The 22,474-nt window shown below is 38.5% G+C and carries 28 protein-coding genes; 20 read left to right on the top strand and 8 right to left on the bottom strand.

What is annotated here, in order from left to right; translation table 11 throughout:
• The first annotated feature begins 50 nt into the window (after positions 1-50).
• The 4 genes from OC529_RS05980 to OC529_RS05965 are packed head-to-tail and all read left to right on the top strand — an operon-like array spanning position 51 to position 3,712.
• Complete coding sequence (locus tag OC529_RS05980) at positions 51-581, top strand: YutD family protein (protein WP_173253319.1); 531 nt, start codon at positions 51-53, stop codon at positions 579-581.
• A 20-nt stretch (positions 582-601) separates the two neighbouring features.
• Entirely contained in the window at positions 602-1,687 is a 1,086-nt protein-coding gene (gene rlmN / locus OC529_RS05975) for a 23S rRNA (adenine(2503)-C(2))-methyltransferase RlmN (protein WP_000804760.1), read from the top strand.
• Positions 1,687-2,169 carry a VanZ family protein gene (locus OC529_RS05970; RefSeq protein WP_262081712.1) on the top strand — a complete coding sequence of 161 codons (483 nt, stop codon included), beginning with the start codon at positions 1,687-1,689 and terminating at the stop codon, positions 2,167-2,169. The genes rlmN and OC529_RS05970 overlap by 1 nt, the downstream gene beginning before the upstream one ends.
• A 1-nt stretch (position 2,170) precedes the next feature.
• On the top strand, positions 2,171-3,712 hold the full coding sequence (locus tag OC529_RS05965; RefSeq protein WP_262081711.1) for an ABC-F family ATP-binding cassette domain-containing protein: 1,542 nt from the start codon (positions 2,171-2,173) through the stop codon (positions 3,710-3,712).
• A gap of 159 nt (positions 3,713-3,871) precedes the next feature.
• Here OC529_RS05965 and OC529_RS05960 read toward each other — a convergent pair whose 3' ends face one another.
• From OC529_RS05960 to OC529_RS05940, 5 genes are all read right to left on the bottom strand, one after another.
• Positions 3,872-4,675, bottom strand: a complete 804-nt coding sequence (locus OC529_RS05960) for a peptidylprolyl isomerase (protein ID WP_262081710.1) — start codon at positions 4,673-4,675, stop codon at positions 3,872-3,874.
• A gap of 178 nt (positions 4,676-4,853) precedes the next feature.
• Complete coding sequence (locus OC529_RS05955) at positions 4,854-4,979, bottom strand: hypothetical protein (protein ID WP_262081709.1); 126 nt, start codon at positions 4,977-4,979, stop codon at positions 4,854-4,856.
• Positions 4,980-5,256: 277 nt separating this feature from the next.
• Positions 5,257-5,481 (bottom strand): helix-turn-helix transcriptional regulator, encoded by a 225-nt coding sequence (locus OC529_RS05950; RefSeq protein WP_054392993.1) that lies wholly within the window; start codon positions 5,479-5,481, stop codon positions 5,257-5,259.
• 2 nt (positions 5,482-5,483) lie between these two features.
• Positions 5,484-6,080 carry a DUF3796 domain-containing protein gene (locus OC529_RS05945; protein WP_262081708.1) on the bottom strand — a complete coding sequence of 199 codons (597 nt, stop codon included), beginning with the start codon at positions 6,078-6,080 and terminating at the stop codon, positions 5,484-5,486.
• A gap of 380 nt (positions 6,081-6,460) precedes the next feature.
• Positions 6,461-6,604 (bottom strand): hypothetical protein, encoded by a 144-nt coding sequence (locus tag OC529_RS05940; protein WP_262081707.1) that lies wholly within the window; start codon positions 6,602-6,604, stop codon positions 6,461-6,463.
• Between the two features lie 177 nt (positions 6,605-6,781).
• Between OC529_RS05940 and rpsP the strand changes: the two genes are divergently transcribed.
• The 7 genes from rpsP (at position 6,782) to OC529_RS05905 (ending at position 10,184) form a co-directional block, all read left to right on the top strand.
• Positions 6,782-7,054 (top strand): 30S ribosomal protein S16, encoded by a 273-nt coding sequence (gene rpsP / locus OC529_RS05935; protein WP_000268760.1) that lies wholly within the window; start codon positions 6,782-6,784, stop codon positions 7,052-7,054.
• A gap of 19 nt (positions 7,055-7,073) precedes the next feature.
• On the top strand, positions 7,074-7,313 hold the full coding sequence (gene kphA, locus OC529_RS05930; RefSeq protein ID WP_000379620.1) for an RNA-binding protein KphA: 240 nt from the start codon (positions 7,074-7,076) through the stop codon (positions 7,311-7,313).
• A 44-nt stretch (positions 7,314-7,357) separates the two neighbouring features.
• The gene (locus tag OC529_RS05925) at positions 7,358-7,690 is read left to right on the top strand and encodes a MazG nucleotide pyrophosphohydrolase domain-containing protein (RefSeq protein ID WP_173229585.1); all 333 of its coding nucleotides are present in this window, start codon (positions 7,358-7,360) and stop codon (positions 7,688-7,690) included.
• Positions 7,691-7,787: 97 nt separating this feature from the next.
• Positions 7,788-8,576, top strand: coding sequence for an alpha/beta fold hydrolase (locus tag OC529_RS05920; RefSeq protein WP_262081762.1), 789 nt, complete (start codon positions 7,788-7,790; stop codon positions 8,574-8,576).
• 30 nt (positions 8,577-8,606) lie between these two features.
• Complete coding sequence (rimM, locus tag OC529_RS05915) at positions 8,607-9,125, top strand: ribosome maturation factor RimM (protein WP_262081706.1); 519 nt, start codon at positions 8,607-8,609, stop codon at positions 9,123-9,125.
• Positions 9,115-9,834: a tRNA (guanosine(37)-N1)-methyltransferase TrmD gene (gene trmD / locus OC529_RS05910; RefSeq protein ID WP_262081705.1), complete on the top strand. Its 720-nt coding sequence runs from the start codon at positions 9,115-9,117 to the stop codon at positions 9,832-9,834. Before rimM ends, trmD begins: the two co-directional genes overlap by 11 nt.
• An 11-nt stretch (positions 9,835-9,845) precedes the next feature.
• Complete coding sequence (locus OC529_RS05905) at positions 9,846-10,184, top strand: ATP cone domain-containing protein (RefSeq protein WP_001196048.1); 339 nt, start codon at positions 9,846-9,848, stop codon at positions 10,182-10,184.
• Positions 10,185-10,214: 30 nt separating this feature from the next.
• Here the strand turns inward: OC529_RS05905 and OC529_RS05900 are convergent, their stop codons facing one another.
• A complete protein-coding gene (locus OC529_RS05900; protein ID WP_262081704.1) occupies positions 10,215-10,535 on the bottom strand; it encodes a hypothetical protein in 321 nt (106 codons plus the stop codon).
• A 98-nt stretch (positions 10,536-10,633) separates the two neighbouring features.
• On the opposite strand from OC529_RS05900, the gene OC529_RS05895 reads away from it, so the two are divergent.
• A complete protein-coding gene (locus OC529_RS05895) occupies positions 10,634-10,849 on the top strand; it encodes a YdbC family protein (RefSeq protein WP_262081703.1) in 216 nt (71 codons plus the stop codon).
• A 53-nt stretch (positions 10,850-10,902) separates the two neighbouring features.
• Here the strand turns inward: OC529_RS05895 and OC529_RS05890 are convergent, their stop codons facing one another.
• Positions 10,903-11,439 carry a biotin transporter BioY gene (locus OC529_RS05890; RefSeq protein ID WP_262081702.1) on the bottom strand — a complete coding sequence of 179 codons (537 nt, stop codon included), beginning with the start codon at positions 11,437-11,439 and terminating at the stop codon, positions 10,903-10,905.
• Positions 11,440-11,865: 426 nt separating this feature from the next.
• Here OC529_RS05890 and OC529_RS05885 point away from each other — a divergent pair, with 426 nt between their 5' ends.
• From OC529_RS05885 to OC529_RS05870, 4 genes are all read left to right on the top strand, one after another.
• Positions 11,866-12,204: a hypothetical protein gene (locus OC529_RS05885; protein ID WP_000746107.1), complete on the top strand. Its 339-nt coding sequence runs from the start codon at positions 11,866-11,868 to the stop codon at positions 12,202-12,204.
• A 65-nt stretch (positions 12,205-12,269) separates the two neighbouring features.
• A complete protein-coding gene (locus tag OC529_RS05880) occupies positions 12,270-14,252 on the top strand; it encodes an ABC transporter permease (RefSeq protein WP_262081701.1) in 1,983 nt (660 codons plus the stop codon).
• A complete protein-coding gene (locus OC529_RS05875) occupies positions 14,249-14,872 on the top strand; it encodes an ATP-binding cassette domain-containing protein (RefSeq protein WP_262081700.1) in 624 nt (207 codons plus the stop codon). Before OC529_RS05880 ends, OC529_RS05875 begins: the two co-directional genes overlap by 4 nt.
• Positions 14,869-15,369 carry a hypothetical protein gene (locus OC529_RS05870; RefSeq protein WP_224218295.1) on the top strand — a complete coding sequence of 167 codons (501 nt, stop codon included), beginning with the start codon at positions 14,869-14,871 and terminating at the stop codon, positions 15,367-15,369. The genes OC529_RS05875 and OC529_RS05870 overlap by 4 nt, the downstream gene beginning before the upstream one ends.
• Positions 15,370-15,534: 165 nt before the next feature.
• Here the strand turns inward: OC529_RS05870 and gor are convergent, their stop codons facing one another.
• Positions 15,535-16,881 carry a glutathione-disulfide reductase gene (gene gor / locus OC529_RS05865; protein WP_262081699.1) on the bottom strand — a complete coding sequence of 449 codons (1,347 nt, stop codon included), beginning with the start codon at positions 16,879-16,881 and terminating at the stop codon, positions 15,535-15,537.
• 284 nt (positions 16,882-17,165) lie between these two features.
• On the opposite strand from gor, the gene OC529_RS05860 reads away from it, so the two are divergent.
• The 4 genes from OC529_RS05860 to metG all read left to right on the top strand — a co-directional run bounded on the left by OC529_RS05860 (position 17,166) and on the right by metG (position 22,438).
• Positions 17,166-18,371: an efflux RND transporter periplasmic adaptor subunit gene (locus tag OC529_RS05860; RefSeq protein WP_050142765.1), complete on the top strand. Its 1,206-nt coding sequence runs from the start codon at positions 17,166-17,168 to the stop codon at positions 18,369-18,371.
• A complete protein-coding gene (locus tag OC529_RS05855; protein ID WP_000811474.1) occupies positions 18,355-19,056 on the top strand; it encodes an ABC transporter ATP-binding protein in 702 nt (233 codons plus the stop codon). Before OC529_RS05860 ends, OC529_RS05855 begins: the two co-directional genes overlap by 17 nt.
• 1 nt (position 19,057) lies before the next feature.
• The gene (locus OC529_RS05850; protein ID WP_001180418.1) at positions 19,058-20,317 is read left to right on the top strand and encodes an ABC transporter permease; all 1,260 of its coding nucleotides are present in this window, start codon (positions 19,058-19,060) and stop codon (positions 20,315-20,317) included.
• 123 nt (positions 20,318-20,440) lie between these two features.
• Entirely contained in the window at positions 20,441-22,438 is a 1,998-nt protein-coding gene (gene metG / locus OC529_RS05845; RefSeq protein ID WP_262081698.1) for a methionine--tRNA ligase, read from the top strand.
• Positions 22,439-22,474 lie beyond the last annotated feature (36 nt).

The raw sequence follows: 22,474 nt of genomic DNA, 5'->3' as shown, positions 1-22,474 counted from the left end.
AGAAATTATGGTAGAATAAAGTATTAAGTAATCGTGAAAAAAGGATATCTATGCGAAAAGAAATTGCACCTGAATTATACAACTATAACAAGTTTCCTGGTCCTGAGTTCCATTTACATGGGGACAAGATTGAAACGGAAGGGATAGCTTTTTCCTTGGTGGAAAATATCAAGGATGCCTTTGATGTGACGGCTTTTAATCAGCGTTTTTCAGAAGTCTTAACCAAGTTTGATTATATCGTGGGAGACTGGAGCAACGAACAGCTTCGCCTACGAGGTTTTTACAAGGATGACCGAACAGATGAAAAACTTGAAAAAATCAGTCGTTTACAAGACTATCTTTTAGAGTATTGTAGTTATGGTTGTGCCTATTTTGTCTTAGAAAATGAAGCCCCTAAGCGAGCATCATTTGACAAGAAAATGCGTAAGAAGGAAGAAGAAACACCTTCTAGAAAAGGAAAGAAACCGGCTCAAACAAAACGAAAACCGAATGCAGATAAGAAAAATAGACGTCGTCAGAAAGACCAGCACTCTCAGAAAGAGGACAAGGGGCAACGTCATTTTGTCATTCGTCAGAAGTGAGTAGAGAATAAGGAGTAGAAATGAAACCGTCAATTTATAGTTTAACACGTCAAACCATGCAGGAATGGGTTTTGGAGCAGGGAGAAAAGAAATTCCGTGCAGATCAAATTTGGGAATGGCTTTACCGTAAACGTGTCCAGTCATTTGAAGAGATGACCAACCTTTCCAAGGATTTGATTGCTAAGCTTAATGATCAGTTTGTGGTCAATCCCTTGAAACAGCGTATCGTGCAAGAGTCTGCTGATGGGACAGTTAAATATCTTTTTGAATTGCCAGATGGTATGTTGATTGAGACTGTACTTATGCGTCAGCACTATGGTTTGTCAGTCTGTGTGACCACTCAGGTCGGCTGTAATATCGGTTGTACCTTCTGTGCCTCTGGTTTAATCAAGAAGCAACGTGACCTCAATAATGGGGAAATTGTAGCGCAAATCATGCTGGTTCAGAAATACTTTGATGAGCGTGGTCAGGATGAACGCGTCAGCCATATCGTTGTCATGGGAATTGGTGAACCCTTTGATAACTACAACAATGTCTTAAATTTTGTTCGTACTATCAATGATGACAAGGGAATGGCAATCGGTGCTCGTCACATCACAGTTTCAACCTCAGGTTTGGCCCATAAAATTCGTGATTTTGCTAATGAAGGAGTTCAGGTCAATCTTGCAGTTTCCCTTCACGCACCTAACAATGAGTTGCGTTCAAGCATCATGAAGATTAATCGTGCCTTTCCGATTGAAAAACTCTTTGCTGCTATTGAGTACTATATTGAGACAACCAACCGTCGTGTGACCTTTGAATATATCATGCTCAATGAAGTTAATGATGGTGTAGAACAAGCCTTGGAATTGGCTGAATTGCTCAAGAACATCAAGAAATTGTCTTATGTAAACTTGATTCCTTATAACCCAGTTAGTGAGCATGACCAATATAGCCGTAGTCCTAAAGAGCGCGTGTTGGCTTTCTATGATACGCTTAAGAAAAAAGGGGTTAACTGTGTGGTTCGTCAAGAGCACGGAACAGATATTGATGCAGCTTGTGGACAATTGCGTTCCAATACAATGAAACGTGACCGCCAGAAAGCAGTCGCAGCAGTCAATCCTTAATGATGAAGAAGACTTATAATCATATTTTGGTCTGGGGAGTCATTTTCTATAGCATTTGTATCGTCTATTTTTGCTTTACTCCTCAAGAACATTCTCCCGTGGGGGTGGAAACTCCAGGTATTCAGCATCTTGGACGCCTGGTTTTTCTTTTGACTCCTTTCAATTCTCTCTGGAAACTGGGAGAAGTGACTAGTTTGGGGCAAGTCATTTGGATCTTTTTGCAGAACATTTTAAATGTCTTTTTGCTCTTCCCTCTGGTCTTTCAACTCATCTATCTGTTTCCTTCCTTAAGACAGACAAAAAAAGTCATTGTTTTCAGTTTTCTCTTAAGTCTTGGAATTGAATGTACGCAGTTAGTCTTGGACTTTTTCTTTGATTTTAATCGCGTCTTTGAGATTGATGATTTGTGGACCAATACCTTGGGTGGTTATCTGGCTTGGCTACTTTATAAACGATTACATAAAAACAAGATAAGGAATTAAAATGAGTATTTTAGAAGTTAAAAATCTGAGTCACGGTTTTGGTGACCGTGCAATTTTTGAAGATGTGTCCTTCCGTCTCCTCAAGGGAGAACATATCGGTCTGGTCGGTGCCAATGGTGAAGGGAAATCAACCTTTATGAGCATCGTTACTGGTAAAATGCTGCCAGATGAAGGGAAGGTTGAGTGGTCCAAATATGTGACCGCTGGTTACTTGGATCAGCACTCCGTCCTTGCTGAAGGGCATTCGGTGCGCGATGTTCTCCGTACAGCCTTTGATGAGCTTTTTAAAGCAGAAGCTCGTATCAATGACCTTTATATGGAAATGGCTGAAGACGGTGCGGATGTTGATGCTCTCATGGAAGAAGTTGGCGAACTTCAAGACCGTCTGGAGAGTCGTGATTTCTATACCTTGGATGCTAAGATTGACGAAGTAGCGCGTGCCCTTGGTGTCATGGACTTTGGCATGGATACAGATGTAACCTCTTTGTCAGGTGGGCAAAGAACCAAGGTGCTTTTGGCAAAACTCCTCCTTGAAAAGCCTGATATCTTGCTGTTGGACGAGCCGACCAACTACTTGGATGCTGAGCATATTGACTGGCTCAAACGTTATCTCCAAAACTATGAAAATGCCTTTGTTCTTATTTCACACGATATTCCCTTCCTGAACGATGTGATTAATATTGTCTACCATGTGGAAAATCAACAGCTGACACGTTACTCTGGTGACTACTACCAGTTCCAAGAAGTCTATGCTATGAAGAAATCTCAGCTAGAGGCAGCCTACGAACGCCAGCAAAAAGAGATTGCCGACCTCAAAGACTTCGTGGCTCGAAACAAAGCGCGTGTTGCAACACGAAACATGGCCATGTCTCGTCAGAAGAAATTGGATAAGATGGATATTATCGAACTGCAAAGTGAGAAACCAAAACCATCCTTTGATTTCAAACCGGCTCGTACACCAGGGCGCTTTATCTTCCAAGCCAAGGATTTGCAAATTGGTTACGACCGTCCTCTGACAAAGCCTTTAAATCTTACCTTTGAACGTAATCAAAAGGTTGCTATTATCGGGGCAAATGGTATCGGGAAAACAACTCTCTTGAAGTCTCTCTTGGGAATTATTCCGCCAATCGCTGGGGAAGTTGAACGCGGTGACTACCTAGAACTCGGTTACTTTGAACAAGAAGTAGAAGGTGGTAATCGTCAAACACCACTAGAGGCTGTTTGGAATGCCTTTCCAGCTCTCAACCAAGCAGAAGTTCGTGCAGCCCTTGCCCGTTGTGGTTTGACAACCAAGCATATTGAAAGTCAAATTCAGGTCTTGTCAGGTGGGGAACAAGCCAAGGTTCGTTTCTGTCTCTTGATGAATCGTGAAAACAACGTTTTAGTGCTGGACGAGCCGACCAACCATTTGGATGTGGATGCCAAGGATGAACTCAAACGCGCTCTCAAAGAATACAAGGGGTCTATCCTTATGGTCTGTCACGAGCCAGACTTTTATGAAGGCTGGATGGACCAAATCTGGGATTTTAATAATTTAACTTAAAAATAAGGATAAAAGAAATACAGTACCGAATATGGATACTGTATTTTTTGTTTTTATACTCAATGAAAATCAAAGAGCAAACTAGGAAGCTAGCCGCAAGCTGTACTTGAGTACGGTAAGGCGACGCTGACGTGGTTTGAATTTGATTTTCGAAGAGTATTAAGATTTAAAATCGTAGTCTTTCACTATTTCGATGCTGTCGATTGTGATAGCAGTAGTTGGTTTATCTTTCTCATCTTTTTCGGCTTTGGCAATTTTATCTACAACATCCATACCGTCAATCACTTGACCAAAGACAGGGTGTTTGCCATCTAGACTAGGGTTTCCCCCTTCTTTGTAGGCTTCGATGATTTTCTTTGGATACTTGCTTGTAGGGAGTTTAGCAGAGGTATCTGTGGAGTTTTGGTTGATGAAGAACTGGCTGCCATTGGTGTTTGGTTGACCAGTATTAGCCATAGAAAGAGCACCACGGATGTTATAGAGATAAGGAGTAATCTCGTTTTTGAAACCAGTTCCCTTGTCTTTTGTCTTATCCTTGTCATGCCAGATAGACTGACCACCTGTACCGTCCCCTTTTGGATCTCCAGTTTGAACCATGAAGCCATCGATGACACGGTGGAAGGTAATGCCGTTATAGTAGCCTTCTTTGGCATGAGTGAGGAAGTTTTCAACCGCTAGAGGAGCGAGTTTAGGGAAGAGTTTAATGCGAATATCACCTTGGCTTGTGTGGAGAATCACTTCGGCTTCATCTTCAGCAACTTCCTTAGAAAGTTGAGGGAAGTTGGCATTCTCATTTGTTAAAGCATCGTTTAAGTCCTTGGCAGATTGGGCTGCTGCTTTGGAGCTTTCCTCAGCGGCCAAGCTAGAATCTACATAGTCATCACCACGCAGACTGCGTTGGATGCTGCTACACCCAGCTAGGGCTACAGTGGACAGTAAAAGAAGGGTTGCTAGTTTTTTCATTCTGATCCTCTCAAAAATTCATTTATACCATTGTACCCTAAAAGGAAGTGGATTTCAAATGTTAGTAACAAGGCAGTTTTACAGTCAACAATCAAAAAATCGCTTGTTTAGAGATTTTTCTTTGGATGACGGTCGACAATGTCCTGGTACTGTTCCAGTATTTCCTCTCCCTTTGGAGTCAATTTGTAGCCACGATTGCTAATTCTTCTTCTGAAAAATGCTCATGAAGGGCTTGATTCAGGTTGGTAGCTTTCATTTTAGAAAGTCCTGTAATTCCCTTCTTCTTTAGGATATTCTTTTTCATGGTAGCGTATTAGATGGTCAAGTGAGTAAAAAGCAGTTTCAATGACAGCATAATCTTTTTCCACCAGAGTTTTTAGATGCTTAGGGGCATCAATACCATAAGTATACTCAAAGTATTTAGGAAACCAGATCTTAAGAAAGCTCGTAAAGCATTACAATTAGTAAAGGTTAATTCGAAAGAATTACTATATTTTAAAAGAGAACATTTTCAATGGATTTTTTCTTTTGGCTTCAATTTCTAATGAATCAATGAACTGAATACTAGGTCTCGAAAAGAATTATGTTTCCTCTTTCTGTCTGAGTTCAAAGAGGTCTTCTACTTTCAGATTAAAAACTTGAGCAATTTTAAGAGCCATTTCCAGTGAAGGGTTGTAACGATTATTTTCCAAGTGCAGAATTGTCTCGCGTCGAATGCCGATGCGGTCGGCTAACTCCTGCTGGGTCATGCCTGTGGACTCACGAACAGATTTGAGATTAGTAATAATCTTGCTTTCTTTGGCCATGCTTATCCTCTACGTTCCAAGATAAAATAGACAAGCGCAAAGATGCAAATCAAGGCAGCTATGCTAATAAATATCTGGCCCATGTAAAGAGTGAGAGCCCCCATATACCCAATGATAACTGATAGGATCATCAGTGCGCCTAGTATAAAAACAAACATCAAGCTAGCTGCCTTTGCTAAATTAGCATAAAAGCGTTCGTCCGGAGTTTCCTTGACATTTTTTAAAGAGAAAAAAACAAATACAATCACTTCAATAACGAGACCAATTCCCAAAATCCATTCTTTAATACCAGAGCTTACGCTTGGGGTCGCAACCCAAATCCCTACTGTATAAAAAATGCTTGCTGCAAACACAAGTATCGCGTAAAGCTTAGCAGACAAGTCAAAAATAATCTTTCCCTTACCTTTCTGACTTTTATGAGGCCATGGTTTCATATGTAGCCAGCCCCAAATAGCTACAATTTGACCTAACACTGAAATACCAGTAATAACTAACTTGGGTCCCCAACTAAGATTAGAACCAAATAAGACAATAAAATCAATAACGAGAGCTACGGCAATCATTGCAATGAGGTCACGCATTTTTTGACTTTTTTTCATGATAGACTCCTTTTTTATGTTATAAATATATAACACTTAAATTTTATGTTATAAATATATCACATTTGAATTTGGAAAGCAAGAATTTATGTACCAAGGTGGCAATTTTTTGAAAAAATTTTTTAATAAAAGGCCTTGATAGTCAAACAACTAAAGAATTCTTTGAAGCAATGCATCGGATTTGGTTTGGATAGTTTCGTTAATAATATTTGATGATAAAGAATTTTTGAAAAATCTAGATACTGTATGAATATCTACTTTTTTTCTTAGACTGTTATAAAGTCTGTCAGAATAGGCGTTGTAGGTGTAGAAGTTAATTTTTACAGAACTAAATTATTCCCATATTTAGAATCTATTGATTCATATTTTATAAACTAAAATTAGTAGATATCTTTCTTAAAATCCTTGATATTTCGCTTGGGAACGTGCTTGGGATTTAGGAGCCAAGCATCCAAATCTCGTTCAGGAGAGATGAAGTGCTTAACTTGGTGGTCTTTATAAAATGTTTCTAAAATAGTATTCACGGATAGCCTCTTTCAAACATTTATTTCCTACTTCTAACAAATTTCTAAATGGTTTAAAAATTTTATAGTCTGTCAAGTTTTTTTCTTGACACCTGTCAGGAATCTGCTATAATAGAACATGTGCTAAATAGCTCAGCTATTTCACCGAAATAAAAAATAAGAAAAGAGACTTTAAAAATGGCAGTTAAAATCCGTTTGACTCGTATGGGTTCTAAGAAAAAACCTTTCTACCGTATCAACGTAGCAGATTCACGTTCACCACGTGACGGACGTTTCATCGAAACAGTTGGAACTTACAACCCACTTGTTGCTGAAAACCAAGTAACTTTGAAAGAAGACCGCGTTCTTGCATGGTTGGCTGATGGAGCTCAACCTTCAGATACAGTACGTAACATCCTTTCAAAAGAAGGCGTATTGAAAAAATTCCACGATTCTAAATTCTCAAAATAAGTTTAAAGTAGGTTGACAGATGGATACGATTGAAAATCTCATTATTGCGATTGTGAAACCCTTGATTTCACAACCAGATGCCTTAACTATCAAGATTGAAGATACACCAGAATTTTTGGAATATCATTTGAATCTTGATCAAAGCGATGTGGGTCGTGTAATCGGTCGTAAGGGTCGCACTATTTCTGCGATAAGAACGATTGTCTACTCTGTCCCAACTGAAGACAAAAAAGTAAGAATCGTTATTGACGAAAAATAAGAAGGGCGGGACGAATGTCTCGCTTTTTTTGTAAGGAGCAGGATATGAAGGATTTAACGTTTAGACAATTACAAGACTATCTACTGGAACATTACCAGCAGTCTCGGACTGAGGAAGGTCTTTTTATCAAGCTAGTGGAGGAAGTCGGAGAAGTAGCTGAGGTTTTGAATGGTCGTTCTGGTAGAAAAGAGGGCGTTCAGGATTCTAACGAGGAACTAGCAAAAGAACTGGCTGATATTATTCACTACACTGTCGCAATCGCCGCCATCAACCATATTGACCTTACCAAGACTATCTTTGAGAAAGACAAGACTGCAGCCATTAAGTACCAACATGAACGTGATTTGGAAGAATTTTTGAAGGTGAAGGAGAATTGATGTCCTCTTCCTCCAACTTGAGAAAATCCTTGGAACGTGATAAAATAAAGGATAAGGATTTTTAATAATTCATTATATAGAACGAGTGGATTTCTTTATGAAGAGGATTGAAGTATATACGAAAATTGGTAGTCTCTCTGTTACTTATCGAAAGCAAAAGAAAGTGCTAGTTTGTTTAAATGGAGCAGGTTTGCTACCAAGTTATGAAAATTTTTCACTTATACTTGAAAAACTTCCTCCTACAATTGGTTATTTGACAATTGATTTTCCAAACACAGGAAGGAGTCCGATTCATGACCAAGCTGACAAAAATCTGGATAATCTTGTAGATGCAGTTTATGAAGTGCTTAAAGAATTGGAGATTTCTGAATATATACTTTGTGTACATAGTTTGAGTGGAGTTTTAGCTTGTAAATTGCTCAACAAATCAATTAAGTGTCAGGCTTTAGTAGCAATTGAACCGACAACTAAAAACGTCGTGTTTGCTGATTTTTCAGAAACTCCTTATCCAGAAATGGAAGAGCAGATGAGGTTGATTGACGAGTATGGACCTGAACTTTATTTGAAGAATTTAACTCAAGCAACATTTAGTCCTGAAATCAATAAAGAAATCTGGGAAATAATGCAAGAAAAAGGCTTAGAGTTAGAAAAGCAAAATCCAGGATTTCAGATATCTGGAGAGATTATTGAGGAAGATTTTGAGGATGTATCAATACCAGATTGTATCCCTGTATTTGTTTTTTGTCAGCCTTATAGAGAAAAAGAGTACAGAGAATCAGAATATTGGACTTCCAATACTAAACTCATTTTAGGAGGGAATCACCATTATTTACAATGGTCCGAAGCGGAAAAAATTGCGGCTATTATTCGAGAATTGTTAGAATAAGATGGAAAGAAGGAGACTACGGGAGACAAGATGAACTACTTTAATGTTGGGAAAATCGTCAATACGCAGGGGTTGCAGGGTGAGATGCGAGTCTTGTCTGTGACGGATTTTGCAGAAGAACGGTTTAAAAAAGGAGCTGAGCTGGCCTTGTTTGATGAAAAAGATCAGTTTATCCAAACAGTGACCATCGCTAGTCACCGTAAACAGAAGAACTTTGACATTATTAAATTCAAAGATATGTACCATATCAACGCTATCGAAAAGTACAAGGGATACAGTCTCAAGGTTGCTGAGGAAGATTTAAACGATTTAGATGATGGTGAATTCTACTATCACGAGATTATCGGTTTGGAAGTCTATGAGGATGATAACTTGATTGGAACCATCAAAGAAATCCTGCAACCAGGTGCCAACGATGTCTGGGTGGTTAAGCGAAAAGGCAAGCGTGATTTGTTATTGCCTTATATCCCACCAGTGGTTCTCAATGTTGATATTCCAAATAACCGCGTCGATGTGGAAATATTAGAAGGGTTAGACGATGAAGATTGATATTTTAACCCTTTTTCCAGAGATGTTTTCTCCACTGGAGCACTCAATCGTTGGAAAGGCTCGTGAAAAAGGGCTCTTGAATATCCAGTATCATAATTTTCGAGAAAATGCTGAAAAGGCCCGCCATGTCGACGATGAGCCCTATGGAGGTGGTCAGGGGATGTTGCTCCGGGCGCAACCCATTTTCGATGCCTTTGATGCTATTGAAAAGAAAAATCCGCGCGTTATTCTCCTCGATCCAGCTGGAAAGCAGTTTGATCAGACTTATGCTGAGGATTTGGCTCAAGAGGAAGAGCTAATCTTTATCTGTGGGCATTATGAGGGATATGATGAGCGTATTAAGACCTTGGTGACAGATGAGATTTCCTTGGGGGACTATGTCCTGACTGGTGGAGAATTGGCAGCTATGACCATGATTGATGCGACTGTTCGCCTGATTCCAGAAGTGATTGGTAAGGAGTCTAGTCACCAAGATGATAGTTTTTCTTCTGGCCTTCTCGAATATCCTCAGTACACACGTCCCTATGATTATCGAGGTATGGTCGTGCCAGATGTATTGATGAGTGGCCACCATGAAAAGATTCGTCAGTGGCGCCTGTATGAGAGTTTAAAGAAAACCTATGAACGCAGACCGGATTTGCTTGAACATTATCAACTGACAGCAGAAGAAGAAAAAATGCTGGCAGAAATCAAAGAAAACAAAGAATAAAGGAGAAACCTATGCAAGTAATCAAACGTAATGGCGAAATTGCTGAATTTAATCCAGATAAGATTTACCAAGCTATCTTAAAGGCAGCCCAGACTGTCTATGTATTGACAGATGATTTACGTCAAAACCTTGCACAAGTCACTAAGAAAGTGGTTTTGGATTTGGAAGAAGCCAAGGTGGAACGTGCGACTATCAGTATGATTCAATCTATGGTTGAACATCGTTTATTGGGTGCAGGTTACATTACCATTGCAGAACACTACATTTCTTATCGTTTACAACGTGACTTGGAGAGAAGTGGTTATGGTGACCATATCGCGGTTCATTTACATTTTGAACAAGTTCGCTAAGAAAAAAGAGTGGGATGAAGTAACTACATCTCACTCTTTCTTAAATCTATTTTTTTGAGCTGTTTGGACAGTTGAAGGTACAAATCGCAGGCGTTGAATATCGCTTATGCGGATAATACGGGTCACATTTTTGGCAAAATTTTTCACGATAAGTTGTTGGCCTTGTTGATCGTATTTGATGATATCACCTGTAAAACTTGCCTCAGACAAGATAAGGTGAACAGCGGTTTGTTTCTGGATAGCCTCTTCAATAGTGGCTGTAAGGGAGTTGCTTTCAGTCTGATCTGGTTCTTCATGTCCATTTAAAAAGTCATGTATTTTACCTAGAACTTGCTGGAATTTATGTCTCATATTGGCCTCCCTTCTTTTATATCAATATTATATAAAATTTTCCTAAAATCTACAAGATTTTACGAATAATCAGATGAAAGCTAAAAAAGGAGAAGAAAATGGCAGAATTTACATTTGAAATCGAAGAGCACTTGTTGACTCTTTCTGAAAACGAAAAAGGTTGGACCAAGGAAATCAACCGTATAAGCTTTAATGGTGCCCCTGCAAAGTTTGATATTCGTGCTTGGAGTCCAGATCATACTAAAATGGGCAAAGGAATTACTCTCTCCAATGAAGAATTTCAAACAATGGTGGATGCCTTTAAAGGCAACTAAGTTTTCAAAATGAAAGAAAAGGATATTGAGTCATGACAACTCGATATCCTTTTTTAGTTAGCAAAGTAAGCCTGATTTTTAAGGCGTTGAAGTAGTGGACGGCCAATAATACTAATAGCAATAATTTTACCAAGATCTGGGATGATAAAGGGAAATACCCCCACAACAAGAGCTTTTTCAAATGCCATTCCAGCTAGGAAATGCAAGCTGAGAATCCCTCCGACAAAGACAAGGGTATCACCCAAGAGGTTTGCAAGAAAAATCTTAACAACACCACTCTTGCTGTTGGTTAGAGAAGAAGTAAGTCCAGAGTATACAAGATAAAACCAAAGATAGCCTGCAGTAGGACCAATCAAAGCATGAAATCCAGCTCCACCTCCTGCAAAGACAGGAAGACCGATAGCACCTAGAAGAAGATAGAGTCCAACAGAAAGTACAGCCTCTCTCGGTCTAAAGACAGTAGCAATCAGGCCGATTGCAAAGTTTTGCAGAGTGAAGGGGACAGGTCCAATTGGAAGACTGATTTGTGCTAAAACAGCAATGAGAGCAGCCCCAATAGCAGGGATGGCATAAACGTGAGCTTTTTTCAAAATAGTTAACCTCTTTTCTGATGTATAGTAACTATTATACTCGTAGAGTAATTATTGTCAACCAATTTTTTAAAACAAGGTAACAAAAATTGTAACGGCCGATTTGATTGACAAGAGAAATTTGATAATTGTTTTTTATCGATTTGTAAATCGGTTTTATAGATAATCCCATTTTATAAATAAAAAATATACTATAAATACTTGACAAACTAAAAAACAAGTGCTACATTAATAAATATAAACGGATACATCTAGATGTGTTCAATTTTAAAAGGAGGGGTAGTTATGAGATATTTTAACGACTCTAGATACCATAAAGGTGATTAAAAACCTAAATATTATCAATTCATATTAAAGTAATACGGAGTTACTAAAAGAGGATTAGTACAGAGTTTTATAAAATATTTTAATTCAAGGAGAAGTAAAATGAAAAAAAGAATTAATAAGAAAGCATCTGTTTTTCTAGTTGCAAGTGTTTTAAGTTTTAGCTTTGCTACTGTAGCTAGTGTTGTTAGTGCAACTACAGCACACCCTGCTCCAAGTCCCATTATTGATATATGGGAATATGGTGTAAATGATAACTCTGGTTATTCGAATTACTATGTTAAATCTCCAGATAATATTGGTTCAAAATCTTCAGTAACGAATTTTTGGGGAACAGTTAAAGCTCAGGATAAACAAGATTATGGATGGGCATATTCAAGTGCTACAAAATCTTGGAGCGATGTTCGATTAAATGCATATTGGGATTATTATAGATTTTAAAAATAATTTATGAAAACAAGAGACCCAATTATAAAATAGGGTCTCTTGTAATATGGTAATTGCTTATGAAATTAAAATTATGTACCATTGGATTCTTCTTCTGTTTGATTGCTGCAATTGGTTGGGTCACTATTAGCGATACCGAAATGCCCATACCTTTACCAATTGATGGTGCTTTTTCTATTCAAGGAAAAAGCAATCTTTCTAATAATGAAGTATACGAAATGGTTCGTGACGTATCAAAAAGGGAAAAGGTTACCATTTACAAGCCAATCGTTCAGAGTTCGGGTCAGTTGAAGTATGTAAATTTTGATGATGTAAATAATGAACAATTAAAGTCCGCACCAATAATAGGGATGTATTACACCCTTGGGAAAATGGATATAGATAGTTTGAAACCACTTACGATGACGGGGTTGCAAACAGTATATATGGCTTATCCTTGGTATATAGGAGGAATCTTACAATTTACTGGAACTTTAAGAATACTGTTAATGAGTTCGATTTACTTAACTTTATTAGTTGTGTTATTTGTTGTTAGAACGAAGCAGATTAAAGAAGGAGTGATACGACGTTCTCTGGGCTTGCCTGTATATGATCTAAGAAGAGAGTATGGCATTTCTCTTATTTTTGAACTGATTATGATGGCTTTATTGATGATTTCTTACAGTTCTTTTTTGGGAAATGGTTTCTTCACCTATAGTTCTAAGTTATTTTTCTCTCTGCTTTTAACGAATTTTATACTATTTCAAATCATTGATCTCATTACTTTTGTTTTATTTTGGTTGACGATTCAGGTTGAAAAGCCTATTGAAATTATTAAAAACAAGGCGAAAAATAAACTTATTTTTGTCGTATGGCTTGCCATTATTTCGATTATCATCATTGTCTCAGGAATTTTTTTACAAGAAACAAAGAGTAGTCAATCCAGTATTAACATCCAGCTACAGAATTTAGTACCATGGGACACAGTAAAAGACTGGAGAAGGATTGAGTTCCTTGGAATTGAAAGTAACTCTACTAAAAATGGAGAAGTTAATGATTCGGATGGTCAGTATCTACAGATAGCTGCTGCCTTAAAAAACTTAGATTATTTATATATAGACCGATCTAAGGCATATGTTCCAGATTTCATGAAAACATCTCATGTTTTAGAAGACTTTTCTAAACAATTAGAAAATGACGGAATAACGAATCCAGAAATAAATAAAGAGTTGATTTATATCAATCAAACAGGTGCTAACCTACAAAATAAAGTGAATGGAACAAACTATCATCTTTTAGATAATAAGATAGCAACCATCTATATTCCTGAGAAATGGAAAGAAAATCAGAAATCTATTGAAAATACAGTTGTAGCAGAACAATTTATTGGAACAAACTATACAAAAGAAGAAATTGCAGTACAAATAATTCCTGATGGGAAAAAAATTTTTTATTTTAATGAAGATGCTGATGATAATCATAAAATGAAAGAGTTTTTACCAATCGCAAGTGTAGCAGATAGTAAAGATAACATTATTGTTGTGTTAGATACGGACAAAATGATTGAAAACAACAAGTTTTCTTTGGCTAGTAATATAACATATAAGTCTCTTTTTAGTCCTGAGGCGGTAAATAAAATAAATGAAATGGCTAGCCAGTTGAATTTTTCAATGAATCCAGTAGATGTTTACCAAATTGTGAAATTAAAGATCCAGTCCTTAGAGCACCAAATTCTACTTTCACAAATTTTGCAGAAGATAATTTACAGTATTGTCTTTATACTCATTTATCAATATGTCCAACTTTATATTGCCCTAAAACAGAATGAATATGTGAAAAAAATTATTTTGGGTCTGTCAAAAACATATATAGCAATTTCAAGTCTCAAGTATTTTATGATGACTATTACAATAGTTATCCTATTTACATTTCTTATGACAGGTCAAATAGAGTTGCTATATATTGGTCTCGCTTCTCTGCTCGTTTTGATGTTGTCAATAATCATGAGTTTTAGAAAATTATCTGAAAGCTATACTAAAATTTTAAAAGGAGATGAAACATGACAATTGACCTTTTGAACGTTTCAAAAACTTTCGGCTCAAAGAAGATCTTTACAGACTTAAATTTAAAATTTGAATCTGGAAAAAGTTATGCATTGATTGGAGGTTCTGGCTCTGGTAAAAGCACCCTTCTTAACATTATAGGAAGATTAGAAAAAATTGACAGTGGGAATGTTTTAGTTGATAAACAAGATATTTGGAAGATAAAAGAAAGAACTTTTTTTAAAAATACTGTTGGATATGTATTTCAGAATTATTCTTTAATAGATAACAAAACAGTATATGATAATTTGAAACTTATCACTAAAGACAAAAAAACAATAACTGATGTACTTGAAAAAGTAGGACTGTCAAATGACTATTTACATCAAAAAATATATGAATTGTCTGGAGGGCAGGCTCAACGTGTAGCTATTGCCAGAATGTTAATGAAACCACGAAAAATTATCTTAGCAGATGAGCCTACAGGAGCTTTAGATGGTGAGATTGGAAAAGAAATTATTCGTTTATTATTGAATGAAAGAGATGAAGACAAATATGTAATTATAGCGACACATGATCCAGCTGTCTATAACGAAGTTGATGTGATCATTGATATGAAAGATATAGGGGATAATGTATGAAAAAGATAATTTATATTGCTTTGATCTTTGTAGCTGGGCTACTTGCTATTTTCTTCTTTGGAAAACAAATGATTACAAAAGAAAATACCAATAAACCAACACTGGAGTTAATAGTCTATACGCTTTCTTCTAGTGATACAGAAAAATGGAATAAAGTGAGACAAGTAGAAACGGAAGAAGCTATATACTTCATAACTGTGAAAGAATTAGCATCTTCAGAAGAAGTATTTTCAAACATCATTGCAAATGGAGCTGCTGCGGGGGTCGGAGTTCGTGAAGAAGAAGTGAAGAAATTCAATAATGGTTTAGGAGACACTATAGAGGACTCTAAGCATAATAAACTCATTGGAATAGAATTTTTTACTTTTTCTAATGCTGACGAGGGATTTGTAGTAGCAAATTTTGACTACGGTAACGAAGAGTTGAATTCTAAGAAAAAAGAGATAAAAGACTTATATAAAAAAATATATGAATCTTTTAAAGAAAAGAATAGATGATTGTGTTATAATCCTTATATTTTGCTATGGTTTGTTAATTGATTTTTGCATATCTTACTTCAACATACTATAAAATAAAACATAAGAAAACGAGTATCTCCAACTACGGAAATACTCGCTTTTTGATATTTAGAAGTGTTTTTTGCTCTGTTTCTTTTGTTTCGATTAACGCATGGTTACAAATTCTTCGGATGCAGTTGGGTGAATCGCCACAGTTGCATCAAAGTCTGCCTTGGTTGCTCCCATTTTGATAGCAACAGCAAATCCTTGAATCATTTCATCAACACCGTAGCCAATTCCATGAAGTCCGACAACTTTTTCTTCTGAACCAGCTGTGATCAATTTGAAACGTGTTTCTTGACGGTTGCCAGTGCAAGCAGAGTACATAGAAGTAAAGCTTGATTTGTAAACCTTGATTTGGTCTTGGCCGTATTCTTTAATAGCTTGCTCTTCTGTCAATCCAACAGTTCCGATAGCAGGGTGTGAAAAGACAACAGTTGGAATAGTTGAGTAGTCCATTTTTGCAGTTGTTTTTCCGTTAAAGAGACGTTCAGATAAAGTACGCCCAGCCTTGATAGCAACTGGAGTCAGTTCTTTTTCACCTGTTACATCACCTAGAGCGTAGATTCCTTCAACAACAGTATTTTGGTATTCATCCACTTGGATAAAGCCATGTTCGTTTAGAGTCACTCCAGCTTTTTCAAGTTGCAATCCCTTAACGTTTGGACGGCGACCAGTAGCCCAGATAACTTGGCTAGCTGTGTGACTGGTACCATCTTCGAAATGAATAGTAATGCCTTCAGCAGTTTTTTCTAACTTGGCAGGGACTTTGTGAGTATGAAGTGGTAAGTTGGTTCTTTCCATTTCCTTGACCAAACCTTCAACGATGTAAGAGTCAAAACCACGTAAAGGGCGATCACGGCGAACAAAGAGGTCTGTCTTGACACCAAAAGTGTGGAGTACGCCAGCCAATTCCACAGCGATATAACCAGCGCCTAGAATGGCAACTGACTCTGGAAGTTCTTCCCAGGCAAATACATCATCAGAAGAGCCACCTAGCTCAGCACCAGGAATATTTGGAATACTTGGATGGGCACCTGTAGCAATCACGATATGTTTAGCACGAATGAGTTCACCATTTACGCTAACAGTATGAGAATCTACAAATTCAGCATGGCCTTCAATCAAGTCTACACCGTTGCGTTTAAAACTGCCATCATAAGAAGAACGAGCGCGATCAATGTAGGCTTCACGATTGCGACGTAGGGTTGCAAAGTCAAAGTTAAGATCAGTAGTCTTAAAGCCGTAGTCTTCTCCAAATTGATGGAAAGTCTCAGCGATTTGCGCCCCGTACCACATGATTTTTTTAGGAACACAGCCGACGTTGACGCAGGTTCCACCTAATTTCTTTTCCTCAATAACGGCCGCTTTGGCTCCGTGTTCACCAGCACGGTTCATGGTGGCAATTCCTCCGCTACCTCCACCGATAGCAATGATATCATATTCTCTCATTGAAAACTCCTTTGTACTCTTTTAAATAGTCGAGTGTCTTTTTTGATAGTCATATTCTATCTTTTTTTTGATTTGATTGCAAAAATCTGCTACGTTCAAAAAATTGCAAAAAAGCTTGCCAAATAAGTCAAAATAATGTATTATATAACTAGTACAATAGAAAAGGAGAATTTCCGAACGATTGTTTAATCCTGAACTGTCATTATTTCCATCTGAACTGCATTGTTTGCTGGAGGGAAATCTGGTATAATAGCAAAGTATTGTAAAAAAAAAGGAGTTTCATTATGAAGAAAAAGAATGGTAAAGCTAAAAAGTGGCAACTGTATGCAGCAATCGGTGCTGCGAGTGTAGTTGTATTGGGGGCTGGGGGCATCTTGCTCTTTAGACAACCCTCGCAAACTGATGTGAAGTATGAAACGCCACATCTAGTAGTGGCAAAAGAGGGAACTGTTGCTTCGTCGGTTTTATTGTCAGGAACAGTAACGGCAAAAAATGAACAATACGTTTATTTTGATGCTAGTAAGGGTGATTTAGATGAAATCCTTGTTTCTGTGGGTGATAAAGTGAGTGAAGGGCAGGCTTTAGTCAAGTACAGTAGTTCAGAAGCCCAGGCGGCCTATGATTCAGCTAGCCGAGCAGTCGCTAAGGCAGATCGTCATATCAATGAACTCAATCAAGCACGAAATGAAGCCATTTCAGCTCCAGCTCCTCAAGCCTCTGCGCCAGCAGAAGGAGAAGATGCAACGGTGCAAAGTCCAACTCCAGTGGCTGGAAATTCTGTTGCTTCTATTGACGCTCAGTTGGGTGATGCCCGTGATGCGCGTGCAGACGCTGCGGCGCAATTAAGTAAGGCTCAAAGTCAGTTAGATGCAATGACGGTTCTCAGTACCCTAGAGGGAACTGTGGTCGAAGTCAACCACAATGTTTCTAAATCTCCAACAGGAGCTAGCCAAGTAGTCGTTCATGTCGTAAGTAATGAAAACTTGCAAGTTAAGGGAGAATTGTCTGAATATAACCTCGCCAACCTATCTGTAGGTCAAGAAGTAAGCTTTACTTCTAAAGTGTATCCTGATAAAAAATGGACTGGGAAATTAAGCTATATTTCTGACTATCCTAAAAACAATGGTGAAGCAGCTAGTCCAGCTGCCGCAGCTTCTGGTAATTCTGGTTCTAAATATCCATACACTATTGATGTTACAAGTGAAATCGGTGATTTGAAACAAGGATTCTCAGTAAGTGTTGAGGTCAAAAATAAGAGTAAAGCCATTTTGGTTCCTCTAACAAGTGTTGTGACTGAAAATGATAAGAACTATGTCTGGGTGCTTGACGAGCAGAAAAAGGCCAAGAAAGTGGAAGTTGGTTTGGGTAATGCTGATGCAGACAACCAAGAAATCACTTCAGGTCTGACAAATGGAGTCAAGGTCATCAGTAACCCAACGTCTTCTCTAGAGGAAGGAAAAGAGGTGAAGGCTGATGAAGCAACTAATTAGTCTAAAAAATATCTGCAGAAGCTATCGCAATGGTGACCAAGAACTGCAGGTTCTCAAAAACATCAATCTAGAAGTGAATGAGGGTGAATTTGTTGCCATCATGGGACCATCTGGTTCTGGGAAGTCCACTCTGATGAATACGATTGGCATGTTGGATACACCAACCAGTGGAGAGTATTATCTTGAAGGCCAAGAAGTGGCTGGACTGGGTGAAAAACAATTAGCCAAGGTTCGTAACCAACAAATCGGTTTTGTCTTTCAGCAGTTCTTTCTTCTATCGAAGCTCAATGCTTTGCAAAATGTAGAATTGCCCTTGATTTACGCAGGAGTTTCGTCTTCAAAACGGCGCAAGTTGGCTGAGGAGTATTTAGACAAGGTTGAATTGACAGAACGTAGTCACCATTTACCTTCGGAATTATCTGGTGGTCAAAAGCAACGTGTGGCTATTGCTCGTGCCTTGGTAAACAATCCTTCTATTATCCTAGCGGACGAACCGACAGGAGCCTTGGATACCAAAACAGGAAATCAAATTATGCAACTATTGGTTGACTTGAACAAAGAAGGAAAAACCATTATCATGGTAACGCATGAGCCTGAAATAGCTGCTTATGCCAAACGTCAGATTGTCATTCGCGATGGAGTTATTTCATCTGATAGTGCTCAGTTAGAAAAGGAGGAAAACTAAGATGCAGAATCTGAAATTTGCCTTTTCATCTATTATGGCTCACAAGATGCGTTCTTTGCTTACCATGATTGGGATTATTATCGGTGTTTCATCAGTTGTTGTGATTATGGCTTTGGGAGATTCCCTATCTCGTCAAGTCAATAAAGATATGACCAAATCTCAGAAAAATATTAGCGTCTTCTTCTCTCCTAAAAAAAGTAAAGATGGGTCTTTTACTCAGAAACAATCAGCTTTTACGGTTTCTGGAAAAGAAGAGGAAGTTCCTGTTGAACCACCAAAACCGCAAGAATCTTGGGTCAAGGAGGCAGCCAAACTCAAGGGAGTGGATAATTACTATGTAACCAACTCAACGAACGCCATCTTGACTTATAAAGATAAAAAAGTTGAAAATGCCAATTTGACAGGTGGAAACAGAACTTACATGGACGCTGTTAAGAATGAAATTATTGCAGGTCGTAGTCTAAGAGAGCAAGATTTCAAAGAGTTTGCAAGTGTCATTTTGCTAGATGAGGAATTGTCCATTAGTTTATTTGGCTCTCCACAAGAGGCTATTAACAAGGTTGTAGAAGTCAATGATTTTAGTTATCGAGTCATTGGGGTTTATACTAGTCCAGAGGCTAAAAGGTCAAAAATATATGGGTTTGGTGGCTTGCCTATTACTACCAATATCTCCCTTGCTGCGAATTTTAATGTAGATGAAATAGCTAGTATTGTCTTTCGAGTGAATGATACCAGTTTAACTCCAACTCTGGGTCCAGAACTGGCACGAAAAATGACAGAACTTGCAGGCTTGCAACAGGGAGAATATCAGGTGGCAGATGAGTCGCTTACATTTGCAGAAATTCAACAATCGTTTAGTTTTATGACGACGATTATCAGTTCCATCGCAGGGATTTCCCTCTTTGTTGGAGGAACTGGTGTTATGAACATCATGCTGGTTTCTGTTACAGAGCGTACCCGTGAGATTGGTCTCCGTAAGGCTTTGGGTGCAACGCGTGCCAATATTTTAATCCAGTTTTTGATTGAATCCATGATTTTGACCTTGTTAGGTGGCTTAATTGGTTTGACAATTGCAAGTGGTTTAACTGCCTTAGCAGGTTTGTTACTGCAAGGCTTGATTACGGGTATAGAAGTTGGAGTATCAATCCCAGTTGCCCTATTTAGTCTTGCAGTTTCGGCTAGCGTGGGTATGATCTTTGGAGTCTTGCCAGCCAACAAGGCATCGAAACTTGACCCAATCGAAGCCCTTCGTTATGAATAAGATCAACAAGATGGACACTCGTCTATCTTGTTTTTGTATAGATTTCCCTATCGAAAATCCTTAAAAATGTGATATAATGAAGTGTTAGAAAAACAGGTTTCATTTGCCTGGAAAGGAAAAATTATGTCTGAAAAGAATTTTTATATTACAACGCCGATTTACTATCCATCTGGGAAACTTCATATCGGTTCTGCCTACACAACCATCGCCTGTGATGTCCTAGCCCGTTACAAACGCCTAATGGGCTACGATGTCTTTTATCTGACAGGTCTTGATGAGCATGGTCAAAAGATTCAACAAAAAGCGGAAGAAGCTGGCATTACACCACAAGCCTATGTTGATGGAATGGCAGTTGGAGTTAAAGAACTCTGGCAATTACTAAATATTTCATACGATAAATTTATCCGTACAACTGATGACTACCACGAAAAAGTTGTCGCACAGGTCTTTGAGCGCTTGCTTGCTCAAGATGACATCTATTTGGGTGAATACTCTGGCTGGTATTCAGTATCAGATGAAGAATTCTTTACAGAAAGCCAGCTTGCAGAAGTATTTCGTGATGAAGCTGGAAATGTGACTGGCGGTATTGCTCCATCAGGTCACGAGGTTGAATGGGTATCCGAAGAATCATACTTCCTTCGCCTCAGCAAATACCAAGATCGTTTGGTCGAATTTTTCAAGTCCCATCCTGAATTTATCACTCCAGATGGTCGTCTGAATGAAATGCTGCGCAACTTCATCGAGCCAGGTTTAGAGGATTTGGCAGTTTCTCGTACAACCTTTACATGGGGCGTTCCAGTACCATCAAATCCTAAACACGTTGTCTATGTTTGGATTGATGCTCTTCTTAACTATGCGACAGCTCTTGGCTACTGTCAAGACGAACATGGTAACTTTGACAAGTTCTGGAATGGAACAGTCTTCCACATGGTAGGAAAAGACATCCTTCGATTCCACTCAATCTACTGGCCAATCCTTCTTATGATGTTAGATATCAAATTGCCAGATCGTTTGATTGCTCACGGTTGGTTCGTCATGAAAGACGGCAAAATGTCTAAGTCAAAAGGGAATGTCGTTTACCCTGAGATGTTGGTAGAGCGTTATGGACTAGATCCACTTCGTTACTACCTCATGCGTAGCCTTCCAGTTGGTTCAGATGGAACTTTCACTCCTGAAGACTATGTCGGCCGTATCAACTATGAATTGGCCAATGACCTTGGGAACCTCCTCAATCGTACGGTTTCTATGATTAACAAGTACTTTGATGGACAAATTCCAGCCTATGTAGAGGGTGTGACAGAATTTGACAATGCTCTTGCTCAAGTAGCTGCTGAATCAATTGCTGACTACCATACCCACATGGAAGCAGTTGATTACCCACGTGCTTTAGAAGCAGTCTGGGCTCTGATCTCTCGTACTAATAAATACATCGATGAGACAGCTCCATGGGTCTTGGCCAAGGATGAAGCACTCCGCGATCAATTGGCAAGTGTTATGAGCCACTTGGCAGCTAGTCTTCGTGTTGTAGCTCACTTGATTGAGCCGTTTATGATGGAAACCAGTCGTGCAGTCTTGAATCAACTTGGCTTGGAAGAAGTAGCGAGCCTTGAAAACTTGAGCTTGGCTGACTTCCCAGCAGATGTGACTGTAGTTGCCAAAGGAACACCAATCTTCCCACGTCTGGATATGGAAGAAGAAATCGCCTATATCAAGGAACAAATGGAAGGCAACAAGCCAGCTGTCGAAAAAGAATGGAATCCAGACGAAGTCGAACTCAAACTAAACAAGGATGAAATCAAGTTTGAAGACTTTGACAAGGTCGAAATCCGTGTCGCAGAAGTCAAAGAAGTGTCTAAAGTAGAAGGTTCTGATAAGTTGCTCCAATTCCGCTTAGATGCTGGTGATGGTCAAGATCGTCAAATCCTCTCAGGGATTGCAAAATACTATCCAAATGAACAAGAATTGGTCGGCAAGAAAGTTCAAATTGTTGCCAACCTCAAACCTCGTAAAATGATGAAGAAATATGTTAGCCAAGGTATGATCCTCTCAGCTGAACATGATGGACAATTAACCCTTCTCACAGTTGATCCAGCTGTACCAAACGGAAGTGTGATTGGGTAAAAGTAGACAGAACTAGTTCATGCTAGTTCTGTTTTT

Source organism: Streptococcus sp. Marseille-Q5855, from assembly GCF_946901985.1.
Classification (GTDB): Bacteria; Bacillota; Bacilli; order Lactobacillales; family Streptococcaceae; genus Streptococcus.
The sequence above is the reverse complement of the archived record's forward strand: the minus strand, read 5'-3'. Positions and strand labels throughout refer to the sequence as shown.